Consider the following 20516-nt stretch of genomic DNA (forward strand, 5'->3'; position numbering starts at 1 on the left):
AATCATGATAGAACTTATTTTTTTAGATGTAGATGGTTGTCTAACAGATGGTAAAATCATCTACACACAAAATTATGGTGAGATTAAAGAATTTAATGTAAAAGATGGCGCAGCAATTGAAGCTTGGCAAAAGCTTGGCAAAAAAGTTGCTATCATTACAGGTAGAACTAGTGAGTGTGTGTATTTTAGAGCTAGGGATTTAAAAATTGATTTAGTCTATCAAGGTATTAGTGATAAACTAGCTTGTGCTAAAGAAATTTTAGAAAAATTAAATTTGGATTTTTCTCAATGTGCTGCTATTGGGGATTATTATAATGATATGAGCTTGCTTGAAGCAGTTGGATATAGCTTTAAGCCAAAAGATGCACACAAGGCTTTAAAAACTGATAAAGTTTTAAATAGAAAAGGTGGTAATGGAGCAGTGAGTGAGATGATAGAAATTTTAATTGAACATAATAATATGCAAGCTCAATGGGATAAACTTTGGCGATAAAAATTTTTGCTATATTAATGAGTTTATTCGCCTTTGTTATGGTGATTTTAAGTACCCAAGATCCTTATTTATTTGCCATAAAACCACAAAAGGTAGATGTGGCAAATATGCAAGCTTTTGATGTGCTTGATTATGAGTTAAATGCTAGTGTAATTAAGGCTACATATCAGGCAAGTCGATGGGTAAAATACCAAGATAAAGATATTTTTGATGATTTTAAAGTGCAAGCGCTTGATTATAATTTAAGTTCAGATTTATTAGTAAGAAATGAAGAAAAATCCATTTTAGAAGGTAATGTAAGTTATTTTGATCATAATCAAACTTCTATTTTTACCCAAAAAGCAACTTATGATATGAAAAATAAAATTTTATTTTCTAATGATAATTTTAAAGCATATATAGGTTTAAATGAGGTTTTTGGGGATAATTTTTTATATGATGTGAATCAAAAAGAATTAAAAATTCAAGGAATAAAAGCATGGTTTTTAGAGCAATAATTTTTTTGTGTTTGTTAAATTTATTTGCATTTAGTGCGCAAAAAATAGAAGTTTATGCTAAAGATTTTTATTTAGATGAAAAAAACGAAACAAGTGTATTAACCGGTGATGTGGAAGTTAAAAAAGGCAAAGATATTTTAAATTCGCAAAAATTAGTTATTTATATGAAAAATAAACAACCCATTAAATATATAGCTACTAAAGACGCTAAATTTAAAATCATAATGAAAGATAAAACTTATCATGGAAGTGGTGATGAGTTTATTTATAATGTAGCTAAGGATACATATGAGATTAATGGCAATGCAAAAATTACAGAAATGCAAACAAAAAAAGAACTCATAGGGGATAAAATCATAGTAGATAGAAAAAATATGACTTATAGAGTAGTGAGTAAAGATAAAAAACCTGTGAAATTTGTATTTGAAGTAAAAGAATGATACTAAATGCTAAATTTTTAATTTCTGCTTCCAAAATAGACGAAGCCCCACAACCTATATACACTGAAATCGCTTTTTTAGGGCGCTCTAATGTGGGTAAAAGTTCTTTGATTAATACTCTTTGTAAGAATAAAAATTTAGCAAAAAGCTCTTCAACTCCGGGCAAAACCCAACTTATTAATTTTTTTGAAGTTGATTGTAAAAAAGATGAAGATAAATTCAAATTAATGTTTATTGATTTACCTGGTTTTGGTTATGCGAAAGTGAGTAAAAAAACTAAGGCTATTTGGAATAAAAATTTAGATGAGTTTTTAAAAGAGCGCAGTTCTATCAAACTTTTTATCCATCTAATAGATTCAAGGCATGATAATTTAGATATTGATACAAATTTGGATTTATATTTAGATTCTTTTATTCGAGCTGATCAAAAAAAAATAACAGTTTTTACAAAAGCAGATAAGCTCAATCAAAGCCAAAAAGCAAAAATTTTAAATGCAAATAAAAATGCCATTTTGGTGTCAAATTTGAAAAAAAGTGGTATTGATAAATTAGAACAAAAAATCATTTTAGAGAGCTTGGGTTTTAATGAGGAGTAGAAATTTAGTAAAAAATAGATTTGATTTTTCTTATTTATTTTTTTATCTATCTTTGATTTTTTATCAAGTACTAAGCTCTGTGTATTACTGGATGCCTCCTTTGTTTGGGGTATTTTTTTGTTATATGATAGTGCTTTTAAAAGAAAAAGAAAGAACCCTTAATAAGCTTGATTTTAGATGGTATTTTTCTTTGTTTTATCTTTTATTAATTGATGTTATTCATGGATTTTATCTTTTTAGTTCTTGGATAGCTTTTTTTATTTTTTATCATTTTTTTGTGGATTGGTTTAAAAGTAAATTAAAACTAGGGCATTATTTGCTCGTTATATTCACTTTTTGTGCTTATATTTTCATCTATCTTTTTGATGTGTTTTTAGCATATTTAGATAATAATGAAATTTTAAAATTTGGTATTGAATATTTATGGTTTTTTGCTGTTGAAGCTTTGATTTCTTTTGTTATTTTTAAAGGAAAAATCTGATTATGCGTATGCGCTTAGTGATGGGCTTTATAGCTTGTTTTTTTATGCTTTTGCTTGCTAGAGTGTATTATATAAGTATAAAATCTAATGTTTATTATGAAGAAATAGCCAAGCAAAATGCCATTAAAACGCAGTTTTTAGCACCCGTAAGAGGGCAAATTTTAGATGTTAAAGGTAGACCCTTAGCGGTAAATAAATTAGGTTTTTCAATCTCTATAAAGCCATATTTGCATATAAAAAAGAAAAACAGAAATCTTTTAGAGCAAGAATTACAAGCCATAGTAGATGCTTTTCCTGATTTAAATATAACTAAATTAAAACGAAATTATATAAAAGCGGATTCTTATTATAATCAAGATTATATAGAAGTGGTGCCATTTATAGAATATGATGCCATGATTAAGCATTTTACTAAGCTTAATTTGCGCGAAAATATGCAAGTTAAATCTACTACTCAAAGATTTTATCCTTATGATGCTTTGGCTAGTCATGTTATAGGTTATGTTGGAAAAGCAAATTTAAATGATATGAATGAAAATGAAATTGCAAGATTAACTAGCTATGTAGGGCGTAGTGGTATAGAGCGTTCTTATAATGAAATTTTACAAGGCCAAAAGGGCGAAAAGGTTAGTAAGGTAAATGCATTAAATAAAGAAATAGAAGAGCTTTCTTACAAAAAACCTACTTCAAGTAATATCACTTTAAGTATAGATCTTGACTTGCAAGAATACTTAGCTAGTATTTTTGAAAATTTAGCAGGTGCGGCTATAATAATGGATGTAAAAAGCGGGGCTATTTTAGCAGCGGGTAGTTTTCCTGAGTATAATCTTAATCCTTTTGTTACGGGTATTAGCCAAGAAGAATGGGATAAACTTTCTAATGATTTAAACCATCCTTTTACTAATAAACTTATTAATGGTCTTTATCCTCCGGGTTCAGTTGTGAAAATGGGTACAGCTTTAGCTTTTTTAGATAGTGGTAAAGTAAATGAAAATCATAAATATTTGTGTGATTCTAACTTTGAGCTTGGTGGTAGAAAATTTAGATGTTGGAAAGCTACAGGTCATGGTTATGTAAATATGAATGATGCTATTAGAGAAAGCTGTGATGTGTATTTTTATAAAGGCGCTTTAGAAGTTGGTATTGACACTATTAGTTCTGTTTTTGAAAGAATAGGTTTTGGTACAAAAACAGGAGTTGATTTACCTAATGAATTTATAGGAACAGTACCTAATAGAATTTGGAAAAAAGAAAAATACAACCAACCATGGTATCAAGGCGAGACTTTAAATACAAGCATAGGACAAGGTGATTTTCTTGCTACTCCTATGCAAGTGGCTAAATTTACAGCTATGATTGCTACGGCTAAAAATATCACACCACATTTTTTACATAGCGTTGATGATAATGTTACTAAGATAAATTTTGACAATAATGAAAGTGTTTTTACGACTTTTGAATTATCAAAACTCCCACTTTTAAGGCGTGCTATGTATGAAGTTGCTAATGAAGACGGTGGAACTACGGCAAGATTTTTAAGAAATTCGCCTATCACTATAGCAGCTAAAACAGGAACAGCGCAGGTAGTTGGAATTTCTCAAAGTGAAAAAAAGCGTATTAAAGAAGAGGATTTAGAGTATTTTTTAAGATCTCATGCTTGGATTACTTCTTATGCACCTTATGAAAAACCACAATATGTAGTAGTGGTTTTAATCGAACATGGGAAAAGTGGTAGTAGCACAGGGGGACCTATACTGGCTAAAATTTATCAAAAACTTATAGATTTGGGTTATATTGATAAAAAATATATCAAGAAAAAGACTAAATAATTAGCATTCCATCGCCATATGAGTAAAAACGATAGTTATTTTCTATGGCTTCATGGTAAAGCTCTAAGGTTTTTTCTCTACCTATAAATGCTGCTACAAGCATAATTAAAGTTGATTTTGGTAAGTGAAAATTAGTAAGTAAATAATCAAGTCTTTGTGGGGTATTTTGTGGGTGTAAAAACAAATCACAAAAACCTTCTTTTATTTTTTTTCTATGATAATATTCTATACAACGAGTAACAGTGGTACCAACGCCTAGTATTTTCTTAGAAGAATCAATCAAAGCACAAGTTTCATCATCAATATGAAAAAATTCTGAATGCATTTTATGATCACGTATATCTTCACATTCTACACCTTTAAAAGTTCCTGCGCCAACGTGTAGTGTAATAGTATGGATATTATGATTTTTTTTAAGTTCATTAATCATTGCTTCATCAAAGTGTAAGCTTGCAGTAGGTGCGGCAACTGCGCCTTGATTTTTGGCAAAAATACTTTGATAGTTAATGCTATCTTGTGCCTCATCTGCTCTTTTTATATAAGGTGGTAAAGGCACATGGCCTATTTTTTCTAAAATTTCAAAAACTTCATGATGACTAAGCTCTTTTTCATCATTAAAAAATTCTACTTCTCTTGTGCCATCATCATGTAATTTTTTGATTTTAGCTTTTAAAGAATTTTCAAAATATAAAATTTGTCCTTCTTTAACCTTACCCCGAATTTGCACTAAAAAATCATTATTTTTTAAAGGATGATTAATGAAAAGTTCTATTTTACTACCACTTTCTTTGTTTCCATAAATTCTTGCTTTGATGACTTTAGTGTCATTAAAGATGATTTCGCAAGGTGGTAAAATTCTAGCTAAGTCTTTAAAATGTAAATGTGAAATTTGATCTTTACATCTTTCATATACTAAAAGCTTGGCATTTTCTTTGGGTAAAATAGGAAAATTTGCTATAAGTTCATTTGGTAAGTTATAATCATAACTAGAAAGCAAAAGATCTTTATCAATCATTTTCATCATCTTCTTTTTGACTAGGATTAACTTTTTTAGCTATATAAATAGAAATTCCATAAAGCCCACACAAAGGTACAGCCATTAAAAATTGCGATATAACATCAGGTGGTGTCATCATAGCTGAAAAAACAAAAATCACTAAAACAGAAACCCTAAAATGTTTTTTCAAAAAAGTATCATCAATCAGTCCAAGTTTAGCAAAGAAAAAGGTTATTACAGGCATTTCAAAAGCCAAACCAAAAGCAATTACTAATTTAGTAAAAAAGCCTACATATAAACCTATACTAATTAAAGGCTTAAAATCTTGGGTTTGCACCCCAAAATCAATCAAAAATTTAAAAGCCAAAGGTATAACTATATAATAACAAAACAAAGCACCAAGTGCAAACATAATACTAGCAAAGCTTACAAAAGGCACTACTAATCTTTTTTCATTATCATAAAGTCCAGGTGCTACAAATTTCCAAAACTGCCAAAAAATAACCGGTAAAGAAATCAAAAAAGCTGTAAAAAACGAAACCTTCATCGCAGTAAATAAAGGCTCTTGCAATTCAACGAAGGTCATTTGTCTTGAAATTTCAGGTAAGGCTGCTTCAACAGGCGCTTTTAGTATATCTATGATGTAGTTATTAAAACTAAAACATACAAAAAACATCACAACAACACAAGCAACACTTATAAATAATCTTTTTCTAAGTTCTACTAAATGCGGTTTTAATTCTTCAAACATTCTTAGCTTTCCATTTTCTGAGTATTTTTTTCATCTTTTTGAATTTTTTCTTCAAGATTAGAAAGTTCTTGTATATCCTTTTCTAAATCATTAATTTCACTTTTTAATTCTTTGGTGTTATTTAAAATATCTTCTTTGAGTTGATCAAATTCTTCAAAACTTAGTTTTTTTCTGATATTTTCATTAGTTTGTGAGAATTCATCTTTGTATTTTTGTGCTTCATCTTTTAATTCTGCTATTTTTAGTTCTTTATTAATACTTGCTTTTGCTTCATCAATATTGCTTTTAATGGCTTTTAAAATTTTTGCAATTTCAACTATAGTTGAAGGTAATTTTTCAGGCCCAAGTACTAAAATAGCTACAACTAAAATAACTAAAATTTCACCAAAACTCATTATTTTGTCTTCTTTCGCTTGAATATATGGTTTACATTTTACATAAAAATACTTAAAAATATTATTACTTTTATTATATTAATATATAAAGATATCTTGATATATTAATATATTTTTGTTATATTTGATTAAAAACAAAAAGGAAGAGTATGGAGAAATTAGTTTTTATTTTAAAAGATTTTCTTATTTTATTTATAGAAATATCTGTTTTATTTATTTTAGTTAGTATACTTATTGCTTATTTAAATGAGCGTTATGCTAAATTTTTTAATGAGCATTTAAAGAAAGATTCTTTTACAAGCTATATAAAAGCCATACTTTTAGGTTGTTTAACCCCATTTTGCTCATGCTCAAGCATACCGTTTTTAAACGCATTTTTAAAAGCTAAAGTTCCACTTGGAGTATGCATAGCTTATTTAATCACCTCGCCTTTAATTAATCCTATTATAGTGGTGATGTTTGTGGTGAGTTTTGGCTTAAAAATCTCTTTATTTTATGCGGGTTTTTTATTTTGTGTGATTTTATTTCTTGCTTTTTGTGTTTCTAAAATAAACACTCAAAGATTTTTTAATGAAGACTTTTTAAAAAATGAATTAGAGCAAAAGTCAAGTTGTTCTAATAATACTTTTCAAAGCTCATGTTGTCAAAAACCTAGCTTGGTTTTTAACAAAAATTCTAAAACAAGTAAAATTTTAAATTTTAAAAACAAAACTAAAGAAAATAAAATCAAAATATTATTTTCACAAAGTTTTAAAGAGTATAAAAAAATTTTACCTTATATTGTTATAGGTATGGCTATAGGGGCTATTATACATGGTGCTTTTCCGCAAGATTTTTTTCAAAATTATATGAAAGATTACGGGGTTTTGGGTGTATTTATAGCAGCTTTTATAGGAGTTTTACTTTATATGAATTGTACAGCTATGATACCTGTAGCACTAGCTTTAACTACCAGTGGAATTCCACTTGGTATAATGATGAGTTTTTTAATAGCAGGAGCAGGGTGTTCTTTACCTGAGCTTATTTTGCTTAAAAGAATTTTCAAAACAAGCTTTTTGATTTTATTTGCAGGTATGATTGTTGCTATTGCGATTAGTTTTGGTCTTTTAATATTTTTTATATAAGGATTTTTATGCAAGAGTTTTTAAAAATAACAAGTGCAATTAATGATGAAAGTAGGATTTTGATCTTAGCTTTTTTACAAAAATACGGAAAACTTTGTGTGTGTGATTTGCAAAGTTCTTTAAATATGAGTCAATCAAGACTTTCAAGACATTTAAAAATTTTAAAAGAAGCTAATTTTTTAGAAGTAGATAGGCAAGGTGTTTGGGCGTATTATGGAGTAAAAGAAAATTTAAATAATTTTTGCAATGATATACTAAAAAACATCAACGAGCTTTCTATAAAGCTTCCTGAGCTAAAAAGAATTTCTTGTGAATGTAAAACTTAAGTGCTAATATACAAAGCTAGTTCATCGCTTAAAAGGTAGTTGGTGTTATAAAAAATTCCATTTTTATAAATTAGCTTTCCTTTTTTGCTAAGAAACATTGCTTTTTCTTTTTCTAAAGGTTCTAGTTTTGTTTCATCCACTCCTATAATACTTCTAAGTCCTAAGAAAATATGCTCTAAACGTAAATCTTTTGAATTTAAATTTTCAATCTCTCTAAAACAAGGATCATTGATATAATCTTTTAAACTTTTTTTGGTATAAAATCTTTGATTTTTTAAAAATCCTACCGCACTTAGACCACATCCTATATAGTCTTTTCCTTGCCAGTAAGCAAGATTGTGTTTGCAAATTTGTCCAAAATTACTGATTTCATATTGTTTATAGCCAAGATTTTCAATCGCTTTGATAAAATATTTTGCAAGGCGTGGCGCATTTTTTTTATAATGAAATTTTTTAGCAAAACTTGTCCTTTCTTCTATAGTTAGATTATAAGCGCTTATATGATTAATATCAAGTAGGGTTAGTTTAGAAATTTCATAATCAAGCATTTTTTTATCATCAAGTTTTGTATCATAAATTAAGTCTAAGTTGATATTATCAAATCCTGCTTTTTTTGCATTTTCTATGCTAGTAAAAATGCTTTTTTGATCATGAATGCGTCCAAGAAATTGTAGTTTTTTTTCATGAAAACTTTGCACTCCAAAAGAAATACGGTTAAAACCTAAATTTTTTATTTCTTTAAGCCATGAAAAATTACTCGAGTTGGGGTTTGCTTCTATACTAATTTCACTATCTTTTTGTAAATAACTTTGTAAAAAAATAAATATTTTTTCATAAAAACTAGCTTCCATTAAACTAGGCGTACCACCACCTACAAAAACAGTCTTTATGGAATTTTTATCAAGCTTAAAAAAATCTAGTTGATATTTTATATCTTGCATTAAGGCATTTAAATAATCTTTTTCAAAGTCCTTTTTTTTAAGTGAAGTAAAAGAACAATAAAAACACTTACTTTCACAAAATGGTATATGTATGTATAAATGCATAAAACTTCTTTAAAATGTGATTATAAATTCGTATTTTTTTGTTAGAATTATATTATTAAAAAGTCAAGGATAAGAAAATCATGGAAAAAGAAAAAAAATATAGGCCAAATGTAGCCGCTATAGTGCTATCATCAGCTTATCCTTTTGAATGTAAAATTTTACTTGCTAAACGCAATGATATGGAAGATATATGGCAGTTTCCTCAAGGTGGGGTAGATGAGGGAGAAGATGTTAAAAGTGCATTATTTAGAGAGTTAAAAGAAGAAATAGGCACAGATGAGGTTGAAATTTTAGCTGAACATCCTGAGTGGATTAGTTATGATTTTCCAGCTAAGGTTGCGCAAAAAATGTATCCTTATGATGGTCAAAGTCAAAAATATTTTTTAGTTAGATTAAAAAATAAAGCTATTATTAATCTAAATACTAAAAATCCTGAATTTGATGCATATAAATTTACTTCATTAGAAGATGTTTATGATATGATTAACCATTTTAAAAAACCTATATATATCAAGGTTTTGAAATATTTTAAAGAAAGGGGGTATATTTAATGCTGATCGTACAAAAATATGGAGGAACGAGTGTAGGAACGCTTGAGCGTATTGATGAAGTTGCTAAAAGAGTGGCAAAAAGTAAAAAAACTTGCGATAAGCTAGTTGTAGTAGTTTCAGCGATGAGTGGGGTTACTAATGAGCTTATTGATTTTGCTCATCATTTTAGCAAAAATCCTTCAGGTCGTGAGATGGATATGCTTTTAAGTAGTGGTGAGCGCGTAACTTCATCTTTACTTGCCATTGCATTAAATGAAATGGGTTTAAAAGCCACTGCATTTTCCGGACGCAATGCAGGGATTGTTACAGATGATGTTTATACCAAAGCAAGAATAGAACACATTGATACTACAAATATCAACAAAGCCTTAGATGAAGGATATATCGTAGTAGTTGCTGGCTTTCAAGGTATTGACAAAATGGGTAATGTTACTACTTTGGGTCGTGGTGGAAGTGACTTAAGTGCAGTAGCGCTAGCAGGAGCTTTAAATGCTGATTTGTGTGAAATTTATACCGATGTAGATGGAGTATATACTACTGATCCTAGAATTGAACCAAAGGCTAAAAAGCTAGATAAAATTTCTTATGAAGAAATGCTAGAGCTTGCAAGTTTAGGAGCTAAAGTTTTGCAAAATCGCTCTGTAGAGCTTGCTAAAAAATTAAATGTAAAATTAGTTACTAGAAGTAGCTTTAATGAAAATGAAGGGACGATTATTACTAAGGAGGAAAATATGGAACAAGCTTTGGTTAGTGGTATAGCACTAGATAAAAACCAAGCAAGGGTTACTTTAAGAAATATCGATGATAAACCAGGAATTGCTGCTGAAATTTTTGGGACTTTAGCAAATGAAAATATCAATGTAGATATGATTATCCAAAATGTAGGTGTAGATGGAGCTACAAATTTGGGCTTTACTGTGCCTGAAAACGAGCTTGATTTAGCAACTAATGCTATGAAAAAAGTTTTAGGTGCTAATGCTAATATAGAAACAGATAGTGCTGTGGTAAAAGTTTCAGTTGTGGGCGTGGGTATGAAATCACATTCTGGAGTAGCTTCAGCAGCTTTTAAAGCTCTAGCAAATGAAAATATCAACATACAAATGATCTCTACAAGCGAAATTAAAATTTCAGTTATCGTGCATGAAAAATATGGCGAATTAGCTGTAAGAGTATTGCATGAAGTTTATAAACTAGATGTATAAATGAGTAATAGTTTTTTAAAATTTACCCTAGAACAAATTCGAGAAAATGGCACTTATACAAGTTGGTTAGAAGAAAGGCGTCTTGAATGGTCGCCTTTGATCGCTTCTAAGCTAGCTTTGCTTTTGCAAGGTTATACTTTTATTGTGATTACTGATGAGCAAAGAGCTTGGTTTGAAGAGTATTTTTTAAGCCAAATCAATGCTAATACTACAAGACCTTTAGTGCCTTTTGTGTCTTTAAAAGGAATTTATAATAAAGCTTGCAATACCCAAGAAGATATAGATTTGCTTAATGATCTTTTGAGTATTTCTTTTCCTAATGGTTATGCCTTTTTTTATATAGGAACTAATACTGGGTTTAAATTTAAAATCGCTAATTCTAAAGCAGAAAGTATGCTTTGGCTTTTTGATGAGCAATTACAAAATAGCTTTTATCTTTCCTCGCGCGATAAAGAATTAGACTATAAACTCATTTCTTTATATAAAGTATTTGAACAAAGCTTAGAGGCTGTACTTTTTTCTAAGGTAGAAATTTGAATCTAAGAAATAAAATCATTATTCATAATGATTTTGAACTAATGCAAGAAAAACTCACAGAAGAATATGGAGCAAAAAATATTAAATTTTTCATACCTAAAAATCCTGACTTAGAATTAAGATTAAATGACTTAACTTATGACAAAAATGCCCAAGCAACCGCAAAAGCTATTATGAAAGAAAGCTATGTAGCTGAAGCACAAGCTAAAATCATTGTTATACTAGCTAGATCTTTTCGTGAAGAAGCGCAAAATTTTTTACTAAAGCTTTTTGAAGAGCCACCAAAAAATGTGTATTTTATCATCGTAGCTCCTTCAAAAAATGTTTTTTTACCTACTATACTTTCAAGGTTTATCATAGAAAAACATAAAATTCAAAAAGAAAAAATGTCTTTAAACTTAGATCTTAAAAAAATAGATCTAGCTCAAATTGCTTCATTATTAAAACAATATGAAAATATAGACAAGCATGAGTGTTTAGAGCTAATTAGTACTATAAGCCATGAATGTTTTAAACAAAATATAAAATTAAACGATGAAGAAATTGAATTTTTTTACAAAGCTTATGAATTAGCTAAATTAAATGCAAAGCCAACTATTTTACTAAGTACCATAGCTTTAATTTTACACGAGAGAAAAAATGAAAATCATCAAAATCAATCCTAACACAGACTTTGAGCAAATTTCTAAATATATAAAACCACACAAAGCAGGTGAGAAAATTATGAGTGAAAAAACTCAAATTCATTTTTTTCTTATTAAAGAGTTAAGAGCGCCTGCTGCAAATATACTCAAGCAAGATGCACTAAGAGTTGGAGCTGAACTTGTAACACACAAAGAAGTTATACTAGGTAAAGAACATACTAATGCCTTACTTATGGTAACACAAGATCAAGCCAAAAAGCTTATAGAAAAAGAAAAATTACAAGATTTTAAACTTAAAAATTTAGCACTATTTTTAAAGTCTAATTTTAACAAACCAAAATATGCAAAAATTATGGGTGTGATTAATGTTAATGAAGATAGTTTTAATGCTCAAAGTAGGGTTAAAGAAAATGAAGTTTTAGAAAAAATAGAACTTATGATTTCTCAAGGGGCTGATTATATAGATATAGGCGGGGTTTCTTCAAGACCTGGTAGTGTGTATTGTGGGAAAGAAGAAGAGTTTAAACGCTTAAAAAATACCCTAGATTTAATCTATAAAGAAAAACTTTATGAAAAATGTATTTTTAGCTTAGATAGCTTTGATGAGTATTGTTTAGAATATGCTTTAAATAAAGGCTTTAAGCTTATTAATGATATTACTGGTTTTAAAAATGAAAATTTAGCCAAATTAGCTTTAAAATACAAAGCCACTTATACACTCATGCATATACAAAATACCCCACAAAATATGCAAGATAACCCACATTATGAAGATGTACTCGCTGAGCTTGATGATTTTTTTGCGCAAAAGCTAGAAAGGCTAAGTGAGCTTGGTTTAGAAGATGTGATTTTGGATGTTGGTATTGGTTTTGGTAAAAGTCCTTGGCATAATATGATGTTAATCAAACATTTAGAGCATTTTTTACGCTTTGAAAAAGAACTTTTAATCGGAGCTAGTAGGAAAAGTATGATAAATGCTTATTTTAACTCAAGTGTTGAGCAAAGACTAGCAGGTACGCTTTATTTACATTTAGAGGCTTTTAAAAATGGTGCAAGTATTATAAGAGTGCATGATGTGTATGAACATAAGCAAATGTTTGAACTTGCAAAAGCTATGGATGAACTTTCTTTGGAGTAAAAAAGTAGATAAAATATCATATAGTAAATCGAGGAGATAAAGATGAATAAAATGTTGTATTTAAAAAATATAGGAATTATAAAAGAAGCAAATATTAATCTTAACAGCCTATGTATTGTAGCTGGTGAAAATGATAGTGGTAAGAGTACTATAGGTAAAATTTTAATGGCACTTATAAAAACACATAATATAAGTAAAGCTTTATCTAAAAAATATAAAAAAAAAGGGCACAAAGAAAAAGAATTTGATAAATTATCAAATTTGCTATTTGATGGTGAGTTAAAAGAAGGTGGTGAGGTGTATTTAAAAGAAAATGATAAAAATCTTTACAATGCAATTATAGGAAAGAATGGTTGCTTAGAATTTGAAAGTGATGATTTTAATTATCTTGATTGCACTTTTATACAAAGTCCTTTGGTTTGGGATTTGTTTGATTTTTTTCGAGATGCGAGTCTTGCAGATGATGGCGCTAAAATTTATGGAGGTGGTTATGAAATTAGTTATCCTTATTTGCTTTGGGATTTATATCAAAAGATAGAACAAAATCCTTTGAAAGAATATGATGATTTTAAAAGTATTAAACAAGAAATTACCGAAGTTATCCAAGGGTATTTTTCAAAAAATGATAAAAAAACTTATAAATTTTATAGAAATAATAATGAAATTTCATTGAAAAATGTGGCAATTAGTATCAAACAATTTGGGATTTTACAGGTTTTAATTAATAATAATCGCGTCACATCTAAAGGATTTTTGATTTTTGATGAACCAGAAAATCACTTACATCCAACTTGGCAAATTATTTTTGCTAAATTATTAGTAAGACTTTCGGTAAAAAAAATTCCAATATTAATAAATACCCATAGTCCTTATATTATTGAAGCTGTTTATAAGTATAGTTTGATTTATAAAAATCAAATAAATTTTCATTTGAGCTTAGATGGAGTGATTCAACAATATGAAAATAATGAAAAAACCATGGAAATGATTTTTGAAAAACTAAATAAGCCATTTGAAACATTTGATCAATTGGATGAAAAAAATGGTAGATCTTAATATTATTAAAAATAAATATAAGAATTATATGGATAGTTTAAAAAATACAAGTTTTGATAAAGAAAATCACGAATATCTTTGTTATAAAGAAAATGAAGTAATAAATTTTGAAAAATTAAGCGAAGAATTAAATAGAACAAATAAGATTAAAGGAAAAAAAGCAGTAGATGCTTTAATTTTGAATTATTGTGATGCGTATTTTATTGAGTTTAAAAATCAAAAAAAAGATAATATTGGAAAATCAAAAATAATACAAAAATTTAAAGATAGTCTAGAATTATTTGAAAAACTTTGTGAAAAACACAATGTATCTTTAGAAAAATGTGTAATTTTTTTATACTGCATAATGAAAGATTCAAAAAAACACATTTATAAGAAACGACAAATCGGTTTTGAAATAGAACATGCTATTAAATCTGATGATTATTTAAGTAAGTTTAAGGTAAAGTGTGCGCCTAAAGAATGCTTTTTATCAGCATATAAACAAATTTTTAATGAAATTTATCAAGAGTATTTAGAAAAGGTAAAATTAGCAAAAGAATGGATGAGGGCTTATTATGAAGATGATGAGCCTTTAGCAAGCGATGAAGAATACGATAAACTTATAAGAGAGTTAAAAGCATTTGAAACGCTTCATCAAGAAAAGATTTCTAAAGATTCTCCTACACAAAATATCGCCCCGACTATACAAAGTGAGTTTCATAAACTTGCACATAGTGCAAAAATGTGGTCTATGGAAGATGTTTTTGATGAAGCTGAGCTTAGAGCTTGGGCAAAAAGAGCTAAATGTGAGTTTGATTTTTTCATAGAACCTAAATTTGATGGAGCAAGTTTAAATCTTACTTATGAAAATGGTATTTTAATCAGCGGTGCTACAAGAGGCGATGGAGAAGTAGGCGAGGATATTACTTTAAATGTAAAAGAGATATCTAATATACCTCAAAAAATTCCTTATAAAGACAAGATAGAAATTCGTGGCGAAGTAGTGATTTTAAAAGAAGATTTTGAAAAAATCAATGAAAAAAGAGCTAAAGATGGCTTAAGTTTATTTGCAAACCCACGTAATGCAGCAAGTGGCTCTTTAAGACAGCTTGATACAAGCATTACAAAAGAAAGAAATTTAAAATTTTATCCTTGGGGAGTGGGGGAGAATTCTTTAGAATTTAGTAAGCACTCTGAAGTGATGGAGTTTATAAGAAGTCTTGGCTTTTTAAAAGATGATTTTGTTTTTTGTGTGAAAACTTTAGATGAGGTTTTAGAAAAATATCATGAGCTTTTAGAAAAAAGAGATCAAAAGCCTATGATGATGGATGGTATGGTTGTAAGAGTAGATGATTTAGCTCATTGTAAGCTTTTGGGTTATACCGTGAAATTTCCAAAATTTATGGCTGCGTTTAAATTTCCTGCTTTGGAAAAAACCACAACCTTACTTGGGGTGAATTTACAAGTTGGAAGAAGTGGAGTGATTACCCCTGTGGCAGTGCTAGAACCTGTAAATTTAGATGGGGTTGTAGTAAAGTCTGCAACCTTGCATAACTTTGATGAGATAGCTAGACTTGGAGTGATGATAGGCGATAGCGTAAGTGTGATAAGAAGTGGAGATGTCATACCTAAAATCACTAAAGTTTTTACCCAAAGGCGTGATGGTTTAGAAAGTCAAATTGCCAAGCCAACTCTTTGTCCTGAGTGTTTAAGTGAGCTTTTAGATGAGGGTGCTTTTTTAAAATGCCAAAACCTAGACTGTAAAGCAAGGCTTGTAAATTCCATTATACATTTTGTATCCAAAAAGTGTTTAAATATAGACGGCCTTGGAGAAAATATCGTCGAGCTTTTATTTAAAGAAGGAAAAATCACTAACATAGAAAGTATATTTTTCTTAAAATACAGCGATTTTGAAGGCTTAGAAGGCTTTAAAGAGAAAAAAATCAACAATCTTTTAAGCGCTATTGAAAATGCAAAAAAATGCCCTTTATCAAGGTTTATCACTGCTTTGGGTATAGAGCATATCGGAGAAGTAGCAGCTAAAAAACTAGCACAATCTTTTGGCTTTGAATGGTTTATGCAAAGCTATGAAGCTTATGCAAATTTAGAAGGTTTTGGCGAGCAAATGGCTAAAAGCTTAGAAGAATTTACCCATGTCAATGCAAATCGTATTAAGCATTTTTATGAAATTTTGCATTTAGAGGATGAGAAAAAAGAGCTTATTGTAAATGATAATATTTCTAATAAAACCTTTGTTATCACAGGTACTTTAAGCAAATCACGCGATCATTTTAAAGAGCTAATCGAAAGCTTTGGAGCAAAAGTAAGCTCAAGCGTATCTAAAAAAACTGACTTTGTATTATATGGAAGTGAAGCAGGCTCAAAGCTTGAAAAGGCTCAAAACTTAGGGGTTAAATGTATTAATGAAGCTGAGTTTAATGCTCTTTTAGGCGGTGATGATGAGGTTTGATGTTTTTGTAAGCACAAAATTAAACATTTCTCGCAATAAAGCTTGTGAGCTTATAGAAAACAAGCAAATTTTACTCAATGGCGAGTTTAAAAAAACCTCTTTTAAAATCACATCTTTAAATCCTTTAGAAGATGAGAGTTTAAAACTCACGCTTTTAGAAGAGCTTTTTGTAAGTAGGGCTGCTTTTAAGCTCAAGCATTTTTTACAAGAGCATACATTTACCATCAAAGATAAAATTTGTTTAGATATAGGTTCATCAACCGGAGGTTTTGTGCAAATTCTACATCAAAACAAGGCTAAACACATCACAGCTTTAGATGTAGGTTCTAACCAACTTCATGAGAGCTTAAGAAATTTAGAAAATATCCAAATTTGTGAAAACACTGATTTGCGTGAGTTTAAAAGTGAAATTTTATATGATGTTATCACTTGCGATGTGAGTTTTATCTCTTTAACACATTTGATTTTTCATATAGATAAGCTTGCTAAAGATCTTATCATCTTGCTTTTTAAACCTCAATTTGAAGTAGGTAAAAATGCTAAGCGCGATAAAAATGGAGTAGTAAAAGATATAAAAGCTATTAAAACTGCTAAAGAGAGCTTTGAAAAAGCTTGTGCAAAGCTTGGTTGGATCTTGCAAGCAAGTCAAGAGTCACACTTAAAAGGAAAAGAAGGTAATGTTGAGTTTTTCTACGCCTATAGAAAAAACTAAAATCACAAATTTAGCCATAGGGCGTTTTGATGGTATGCATTTGGGGCATTTTGAGCTTTTTAAGCATTTAGATGAAAATGGAGCTTTGTTTATCATCACAAAAGAAGAAAAAGAAGCTCTAACGCCTAAGGATTTTAGAGCAGATTTGGTTGATTTTCCTATGATTTTTTGTGATTTTGAAAAAATCAAAAACTATAAAGGCGAGGATTTTTTAAAGCTTTTAAAGCAAGAATTTCCTAAACTAGGAAAAATTATCGTAGGTTATGATTTTAAATTTGGTAAAGAAAGAAAATGCAGTGCCAAAGACATACAAAGCCTTTGTGGTATAAACACCATCATTGTAGATGAGTTTAAAATTCAAAACAAAAGTGTTCATACAAGTATGATTAAAACCTTACTTAAAGAAGCAAAAGTTAAAGAAGCTAAAAAATTTCTAGGTAGATTTTATATTATACAAGCAAATATCATAAAAGGGCAAGGCATAGGCGCTAAAGAGCTTTTTGCAACTTTAAATTTATACGCAAAAGACTTCTTTTTACCTAAAGATGGCGTATATGCGACTTTGGTAAAGATTGAAAATAAAAGCTATCATAGTGTAAGCTTTATAGGCATAAGATCTACTGATGAAAATTTTGCTCTAGAAACGCATATTTTAGATGAAAATTTTACAAGCACAAAGGCAAAGTTGGTGGAGTTAAGTTTCATTGACTATATAAGAGCTAATGAGAAATTTAACGACTTAGCCTTATTAAAAGTACAAATTAGTAAAGATATCAACAAAGCAAAAGAAATTTTAGGAAAATTAAATGAAAGATGAAATTTTTAAAAAACCCTTAGAAAAACAATTTGAATTTGATAAAAGTGTAGCAAGTGTTTTTGATGATATGGTGTCAAGATCCGTGCCTTTTTATACGCAAAATTTAAAACTCATAGTCGAACTCATAGATCATTTTGCCTCGCAAAATGCGAGAATTTGCGATCTTGGTTGTTCTACTGCTAGTTTATTGCTTGCACTTTATGAAAAAAGAAAAGATTTTCTTTTAAGTGGGGTTGATGAGGCTAATGCTATGCTAGAGATTGCTAAAAGTAAATGTCAAGCCTTTGGAGCTAGGGTGGATTTTTATCAAAAAAATTTAGATGACTTTGAGTTTTTTAAAAATGATGTTTTTATAGCTACTTATACTTTGCAGTTTATCCGCCCACCTAAAAGACAAGAGTTAGTTGATAAAATCTATCAAAACCTAAATGAAAATGGTATGTTTGTGCTTAGTGAAAAAATTCTTTATGAAGATGTCAAAATAGCCAAAAAAATGATACAAATTTATGAGCAGTATAAACTAGAGCAAGGTTATAGCAAGCTAGAAATTTCAAGCAAACGAGAAGCCTTAGAAAATGTTCTCATACCTTATACTCAAAATGAAAATATAACCATGCTTAAAAAAGCAGGATTTTCTAAAGTAGAAAGTGTTTTTAAATGGGTAAATTTTGAAACCTTTATAGCTTTTAAGTAATTATTTTTTAGTATAAAAACTTAAAAATATCATATTTTGAATAAATCAGATATTTTTTCTTCTATTTTAAATATTTTATAAATTAATGCTATTGCTATTGCAAATATTTAAAATTTATTATATAATCTTGCCCGTTTTTTTGTGTTTATTTATGCTTATTGCTTGATTGTTAAAAAATATTATAAAAAAGGACTTTTATGATTAAATGGGCAAAAGAATACAGTGTGCACAATAAAACTATTGATGAGCAACATAAAGCTTTGTTTGATATAGCCAAAAAGGCTTATATAATTGCTGAAAATCACGCAAGTATAAGTGAGATTAAAAGTGTTTTAAGTGAGCTTTTTGAATATGTAAAAACTCATTTTAAAGATGAGGAAGTATATATGGAAAGCATAGCTTATCCTGATTTAGAACATCATAAAAAAATTCATCAAGAAATTACAGCTTCATTAATTGCTTTGGTAAAAAATATCAAGACTGTGAATGAATTTAAAGCACAGCTTAATGTCATTACAGAAAAATGGCTTTTAGAGCATATATTAAAAGAAGATATGAAATTCTACAAATATGAAAAACAAAAACAACTTCAAGCAAAAGAAAGTACATTTGAAGAAGATACTTCGGCTGTAGAATGTACTTTTGAAGAAATTACACCAAAATATATTATTTATGTTTGTGGTTGTTTAAATGAAAAACATAAAATTCCTCATCGTGTGCATTTGCAAATTCTTGATGGTGCAAAATATAATTGTAAAGTTTGTAAAAAAACCATTCGCATTGCATAGGGTTTTTGTGGAAGCATTCCCTATATGGCATGATAAATATAGTATTGAAAATGCAGATATTGACTTGCAACACCAAACTCTTTTTATTTTAGCAGATAAAACTGCTAAGCTTTTAAATAGGCATATTTACAAGACAGAGGTTAAAGAGTTATTAAGTGACTTTTTTGATTATATGCGAACGCATTTTAAAGATGAAGAAAATTATATGCATTCAATAAATTATCCGTATTTATCAGAGCATAAAGCAATGCATAAAAAAATCGTTAAAGATATGAGTGCATTACTTAGCGAGTGTGCTAGCACAAATGATCTTAAGGAAAAACTTTACAAAATAGTTTCAATATGGCTTTTAGAACATATTGTAGAGCATGATATGAGGATTAACAAATTTAAAAAAAGCTTGGAAAAAGAAGACAAAATACAAGAGCAGGAAAAAGATGATAAATTTGAATACATTTGTGGTTGTAAAGATATGACTCATAAGCTTGATTATGGCTTACATGTAAAAATTAAGTATTTAAATATAGCTTACAAGTGTAAAAAATGCTCCAAAGAACTAATTTTTAAACTACAAGATGAAAATTTAGATTGAAAGTATATTTTCAATCTAAAATACCATAAAATAGGTATTTGAGCTAAATAAAATATTTTAGGATATTTTCTATCTTAAAATATTTTTAAGGAAAAATTTATAAACAAAATATTAATATTCCTAGTTCATTATTAAATTGTTAGTAATGAGCGTTACAAAATATACAAACAAGCAATAAATCAAACAACACATTAACTATTTTTTGAAAGGAATTTTCAATGAATAAAAAACTATCCAAAAATCACCTCACGGGGGGGGGGGAACGATAATTTTCGTTTTAGCTTAAATGCTTTAAATTCTTTAAAAAACTATAAAAACTCTAATCTTTTAAAGCTTTCTTTATTTACTGTATTTTCCT

24 protein-coding genes are annotated in these 20516 nt (G+C 28.8%); 20 read left to right on the plus strand and 4 right to left on the minus strand.

Annotation, left to right across the window (positions count from 1 at the left end; all coding sequences use genetic code 11):
• Positions 1-4: 4 nt before the first annotated feature.
• The 6 genes from L8V82_RS03685 to mrdA are packed head-to-tail and all read left to right on the plus strand — an operon-like array spanning position 5 to position 4336.
• Positions 5-493 carry a 3-deoxy-D-manno-octulosonate 8-phosphate phosphatase, YrbI family gene (locus L8V82_RS03685; protein WP_039618077.1) on the plus strand — a complete coding sequence of 163 codons (489 nt, stop codon included), beginning with the start codon at positions 5-7 and terminating at the stop codon, positions 491-493.
• On the plus strand, positions 484-990 hold the full coding sequence (locus L8V82_RS03690; protein ID WP_039628246.1) for a hypothetical protein: 507 nt from the start codon (positions 484-486) through the stop codon (positions 988-990). Before L8V82_RS03685 ends, L8V82_RS03690 begins: the two co-directional genes overlap by 10 nt.
• A complete protein-coding gene (gene lptA, locus L8V82_RS03695) occupies positions 972-1430 on the plus strand; it encodes a lipopolysaccharide transport periplasmic protein LptA (RefSeq protein WP_263724057.1) in 459 nt (152 codons plus the stop codon). The genes L8V82_RS03690 and lptA overlap by 19 nt, the downstream gene beginning before the upstream one ends.
• Positions 1427-2026 (plus strand): ribosome biogenesis GTP-binding protein YihA/YsxC, encoded by a 600-nt coding sequence (gene yihA, locus L8V82_RS03700; protein ID WP_263676839.1) that lies wholly within the window; start codon positions 1427-1429, stop codon positions 2024-2026. The genes lptA and yihA overlap by 4 nt, the downstream gene beginning before the upstream one ends.
• A complete protein-coding gene (locus tag L8V82_RS03705) occupies positions 2016-2507 on the plus strand; it encodes a hypothetical protein (RefSeq protein WP_263724058.1) in 492 nt (163 codons plus the stop codon). The genes yihA and L8V82_RS03705 overlap by 11 nt, the downstream gene beginning before the upstream one ends.
• 2 nt (positions 2508-2509) lie before the next feature.
• On the plus strand, positions 2510-4336 hold the full coding sequence (mrdA, locus tag L8V82_RS03710) for a penicillin-binding protein 2 (RefSeq protein WP_263724059.1): 1827 nt from the start codon (positions 2510-2512) through the stop codon (positions 4334-4336).
• On the opposite strand, the gene queA is transcribed toward mrdA, so the two are convergent.
• Genes queA through tatB form a run of 3 tightly spaced genes read right to left on the minus strand, consistent with a single transcriptional unit; the run spans position 4329 to position 6479 of the window.
• Positions 4329-5357 carry a tRNA preQ1(34) S-adenosylmethionine ribosyltransferase-isomerase QueA gene (gene queA, locus L8V82_RS03715; protein WP_263724060.1) on the minus strand — a complete coding sequence of 343 codons (1029 nt, stop codon included), beginning with the start codon at positions 5355-5357 and terminating at the stop codon, positions 4329-4331. The two genes, mrdA and queA, sit on opposite strands and share 8 nt — an antisense overlap.
• A complete protein-coding gene (tatC, locus tag L8V82_RS03720) occupies positions 5344-6084 on the minus strand; it encodes a twin-arginine translocase subunit TatC (protein WP_039628251.1) in 741 nt (246 codons plus the stop codon). Before tatC ends, queA begins: the two co-directional genes overlap by 14 nt.
• A 2-nt stretch (positions 6085-6086) precedes the next feature.
• Positions 6087-6479: a Sec-independent protein translocase protein TatB gene (gene tatB / locus L8V82_RS03725; RefSeq protein ID WP_039618091.1), complete on the minus strand. Its 393-nt coding sequence runs from the start codon at positions 6477-6479 to the stop codon at positions 6087-6089.
• Between the two features lie 149 nt (positions 6480-6628).
• Between tatB and L8V82_RS03730 the strand changes: the two genes are divergently transcribed.
• Positions 6629-7603, plus strand: coding sequence for a permease (locus L8V82_RS03730; protein ID WP_263724061.1), 975 nt, complete (start codon positions 6629-6631; stop codon positions 7601-7603).
• 8 nt (positions 7604-7611) lie between these two features.
• Positions 7612-7929 carry an ArsR/SmtB family transcription factor gene (locus tag L8V82_RS03735; RefSeq protein ID WP_263676834.1) on the plus strand — a complete coding sequence of 106 codons (318 nt, stop codon included), beginning with the start codon at positions 7612-7614 and terminating at the stop codon, positions 7927-7929.
• Here L8V82_RS03735 and hemW read toward each other — a convergent pair.
• Positions 7926-8975 (minus strand): radical SAM family heme chaperone HemW, encoded by a 1050-nt coding sequence (gene hemW / locus L8V82_RS03740; RefSeq protein WP_263724062.1) that lies wholly within the window; start codon positions 8973-8975, stop codon positions 7926-7928. The two genes, L8V82_RS03735 and hemW, sit on opposite strands and share 4 nt — an antisense overlap.
• An 80-nt stretch (positions 8976-9055) precedes the next feature.
• On the opposite strand from hemW, the gene L8V82_RS03745 reads away from it, so the two are divergent.
• From L8V82_RS03745 to L8V82_RS03800, 12 genes are all read left to right on the plus strand, one after another.
• A complete protein-coding gene (locus tag L8V82_RS03745; RefSeq protein WP_263724063.1) occupies positions 9056-9526 on the plus strand; it encodes an RNA pyrophosphohydrolase in 471 nt (156 codons plus the stop codon).
• Positions 9526-10728: an aspartate kinase gene (locus L8V82_RS03750; protein ID WP_263724064.1), complete on the plus strand. Its 1203-nt coding sequence runs from the start codon at positions 9526-9528 to the stop codon at positions 10726-10728. Before L8V82_RS03745 ends, L8V82_RS03750 begins: the two co-directional genes overlap by 1 nt.
• On the plus strand, positions 10729-11265 hold the full coding sequence (locus L8V82_RS03755) for a HobA family DNA replication regulator (protein WP_133319197.1): 537 nt from the start codon (positions 10729-10731) through the stop codon (positions 11263-11265).
• 41 nt (positions 11266-11306) lie between these two features.
• Entirely contained in the window at positions 11307-11930 is a 624-nt protein-coding gene (locus L8V82_RS03760; RefSeq protein ID WP_263724075.1) for a DNA polymerase III subunit delta', read from the plus strand.
• A complete protein-coding gene (gene folP, locus L8V82_RS03765) occupies positions 11905-13047 on the plus strand; it encodes a dihydropteroate synthase (protein WP_263724066.1) in 1143 nt (380 codons plus the stop codon). The genes L8V82_RS03760 and folP overlap by 26 nt, the downstream gene beginning before the upstream one ends.
• 42 nt (positions 13048-13089) lie before the next feature.
• Complete coding sequence (locus L8V82_RS03770; RefSeq protein ID WP_263724067.1) at positions 13090-14103, plus strand: ATP-binding protein; 1014 nt, start codon at positions 13090-13092, stop codon at positions 14101-14103.
• A gap of 28 nt (positions 14104-14131) precedes the next feature.
• A complete protein-coding gene (gene ligA / locus L8V82_RS03775; RefSeq protein ID WP_263724068.1) occupies positions 14132-16555 on the plus strand; it encodes an NAD-dependent DNA ligase LigA in 2424 nt (807 codons plus the stop codon).
• Positions 16545-17267: a TlyA family RNA methyltransferase gene (locus L8V82_RS03780; protein ID WP_263724076.1), complete on the plus strand. Its 723-nt coding sequence runs from the start codon at positions 16545-16547 to the stop codon at positions 17265-17267. Before ligA ends, L8V82_RS03780 begins: the two co-directional genes overlap by 11 nt.
• Complete coding sequence (locus L8V82_RS03785) at positions 17233-18084, plus strand: bifunctional riboflavin kinase/FAD synthetase (RefSeq protein WP_263724069.1); 852 nt, start codon at positions 17233-17235, stop codon at positions 18082-18084. The genes L8V82_RS03780 and L8V82_RS03785 overlap by 35 nt, the downstream gene beginning before the upstream one ends.
• The gene (gene cmoA / locus L8V82_RS03790) at positions 18074-18778 is read left to right on the plus strand and encodes a carboxy-S-adenosyl-L-methionine synthase CmoA (RefSeq protein ID WP_263724070.1); all 705 of its coding nucleotides are present in this window, start codon (positions 18074-18076) and stop codon (positions 18776-18778) included. Before L8V82_RS03785 ends, cmoA begins: the two co-directional genes overlap by 11 nt.
• Positions 18779-18975: 197 nt before the next feature.
• Positions 18976-19566: a bacteriohemerythrin gene (locus tag L8V82_RS03795; RefSeq protein WP_263724071.1), complete on the plus strand. Its 591-nt coding sequence runs from the start codon at positions 18976-18978 to the stop codon at positions 19564-19566.
• A gap of 7 nt (positions 19567-19573) precedes the next feature.
• On the plus strand, positions 19574-20158 hold the full coding sequence (locus L8V82_RS03800; protein WP_263724072.1) for a hemerythrin family protein: 585 nt from the start codon (positions 19574-19576) through the stop codon (positions 20156-20158).
• Positions 20159-20516: the final 358 nt, after the last annotated feature.

This window comes from Campylobacter sp. IFREMER_LSEM_CL2151 (genome assembly GCF_025771725.1).
Taxonomy (GTDB): Bacteria; Campylobacterota; Campylobacteria; order Campylobacterales; family Campylobacteraceae; genus Campylobacter_D; species Campylobacter_D lari_C.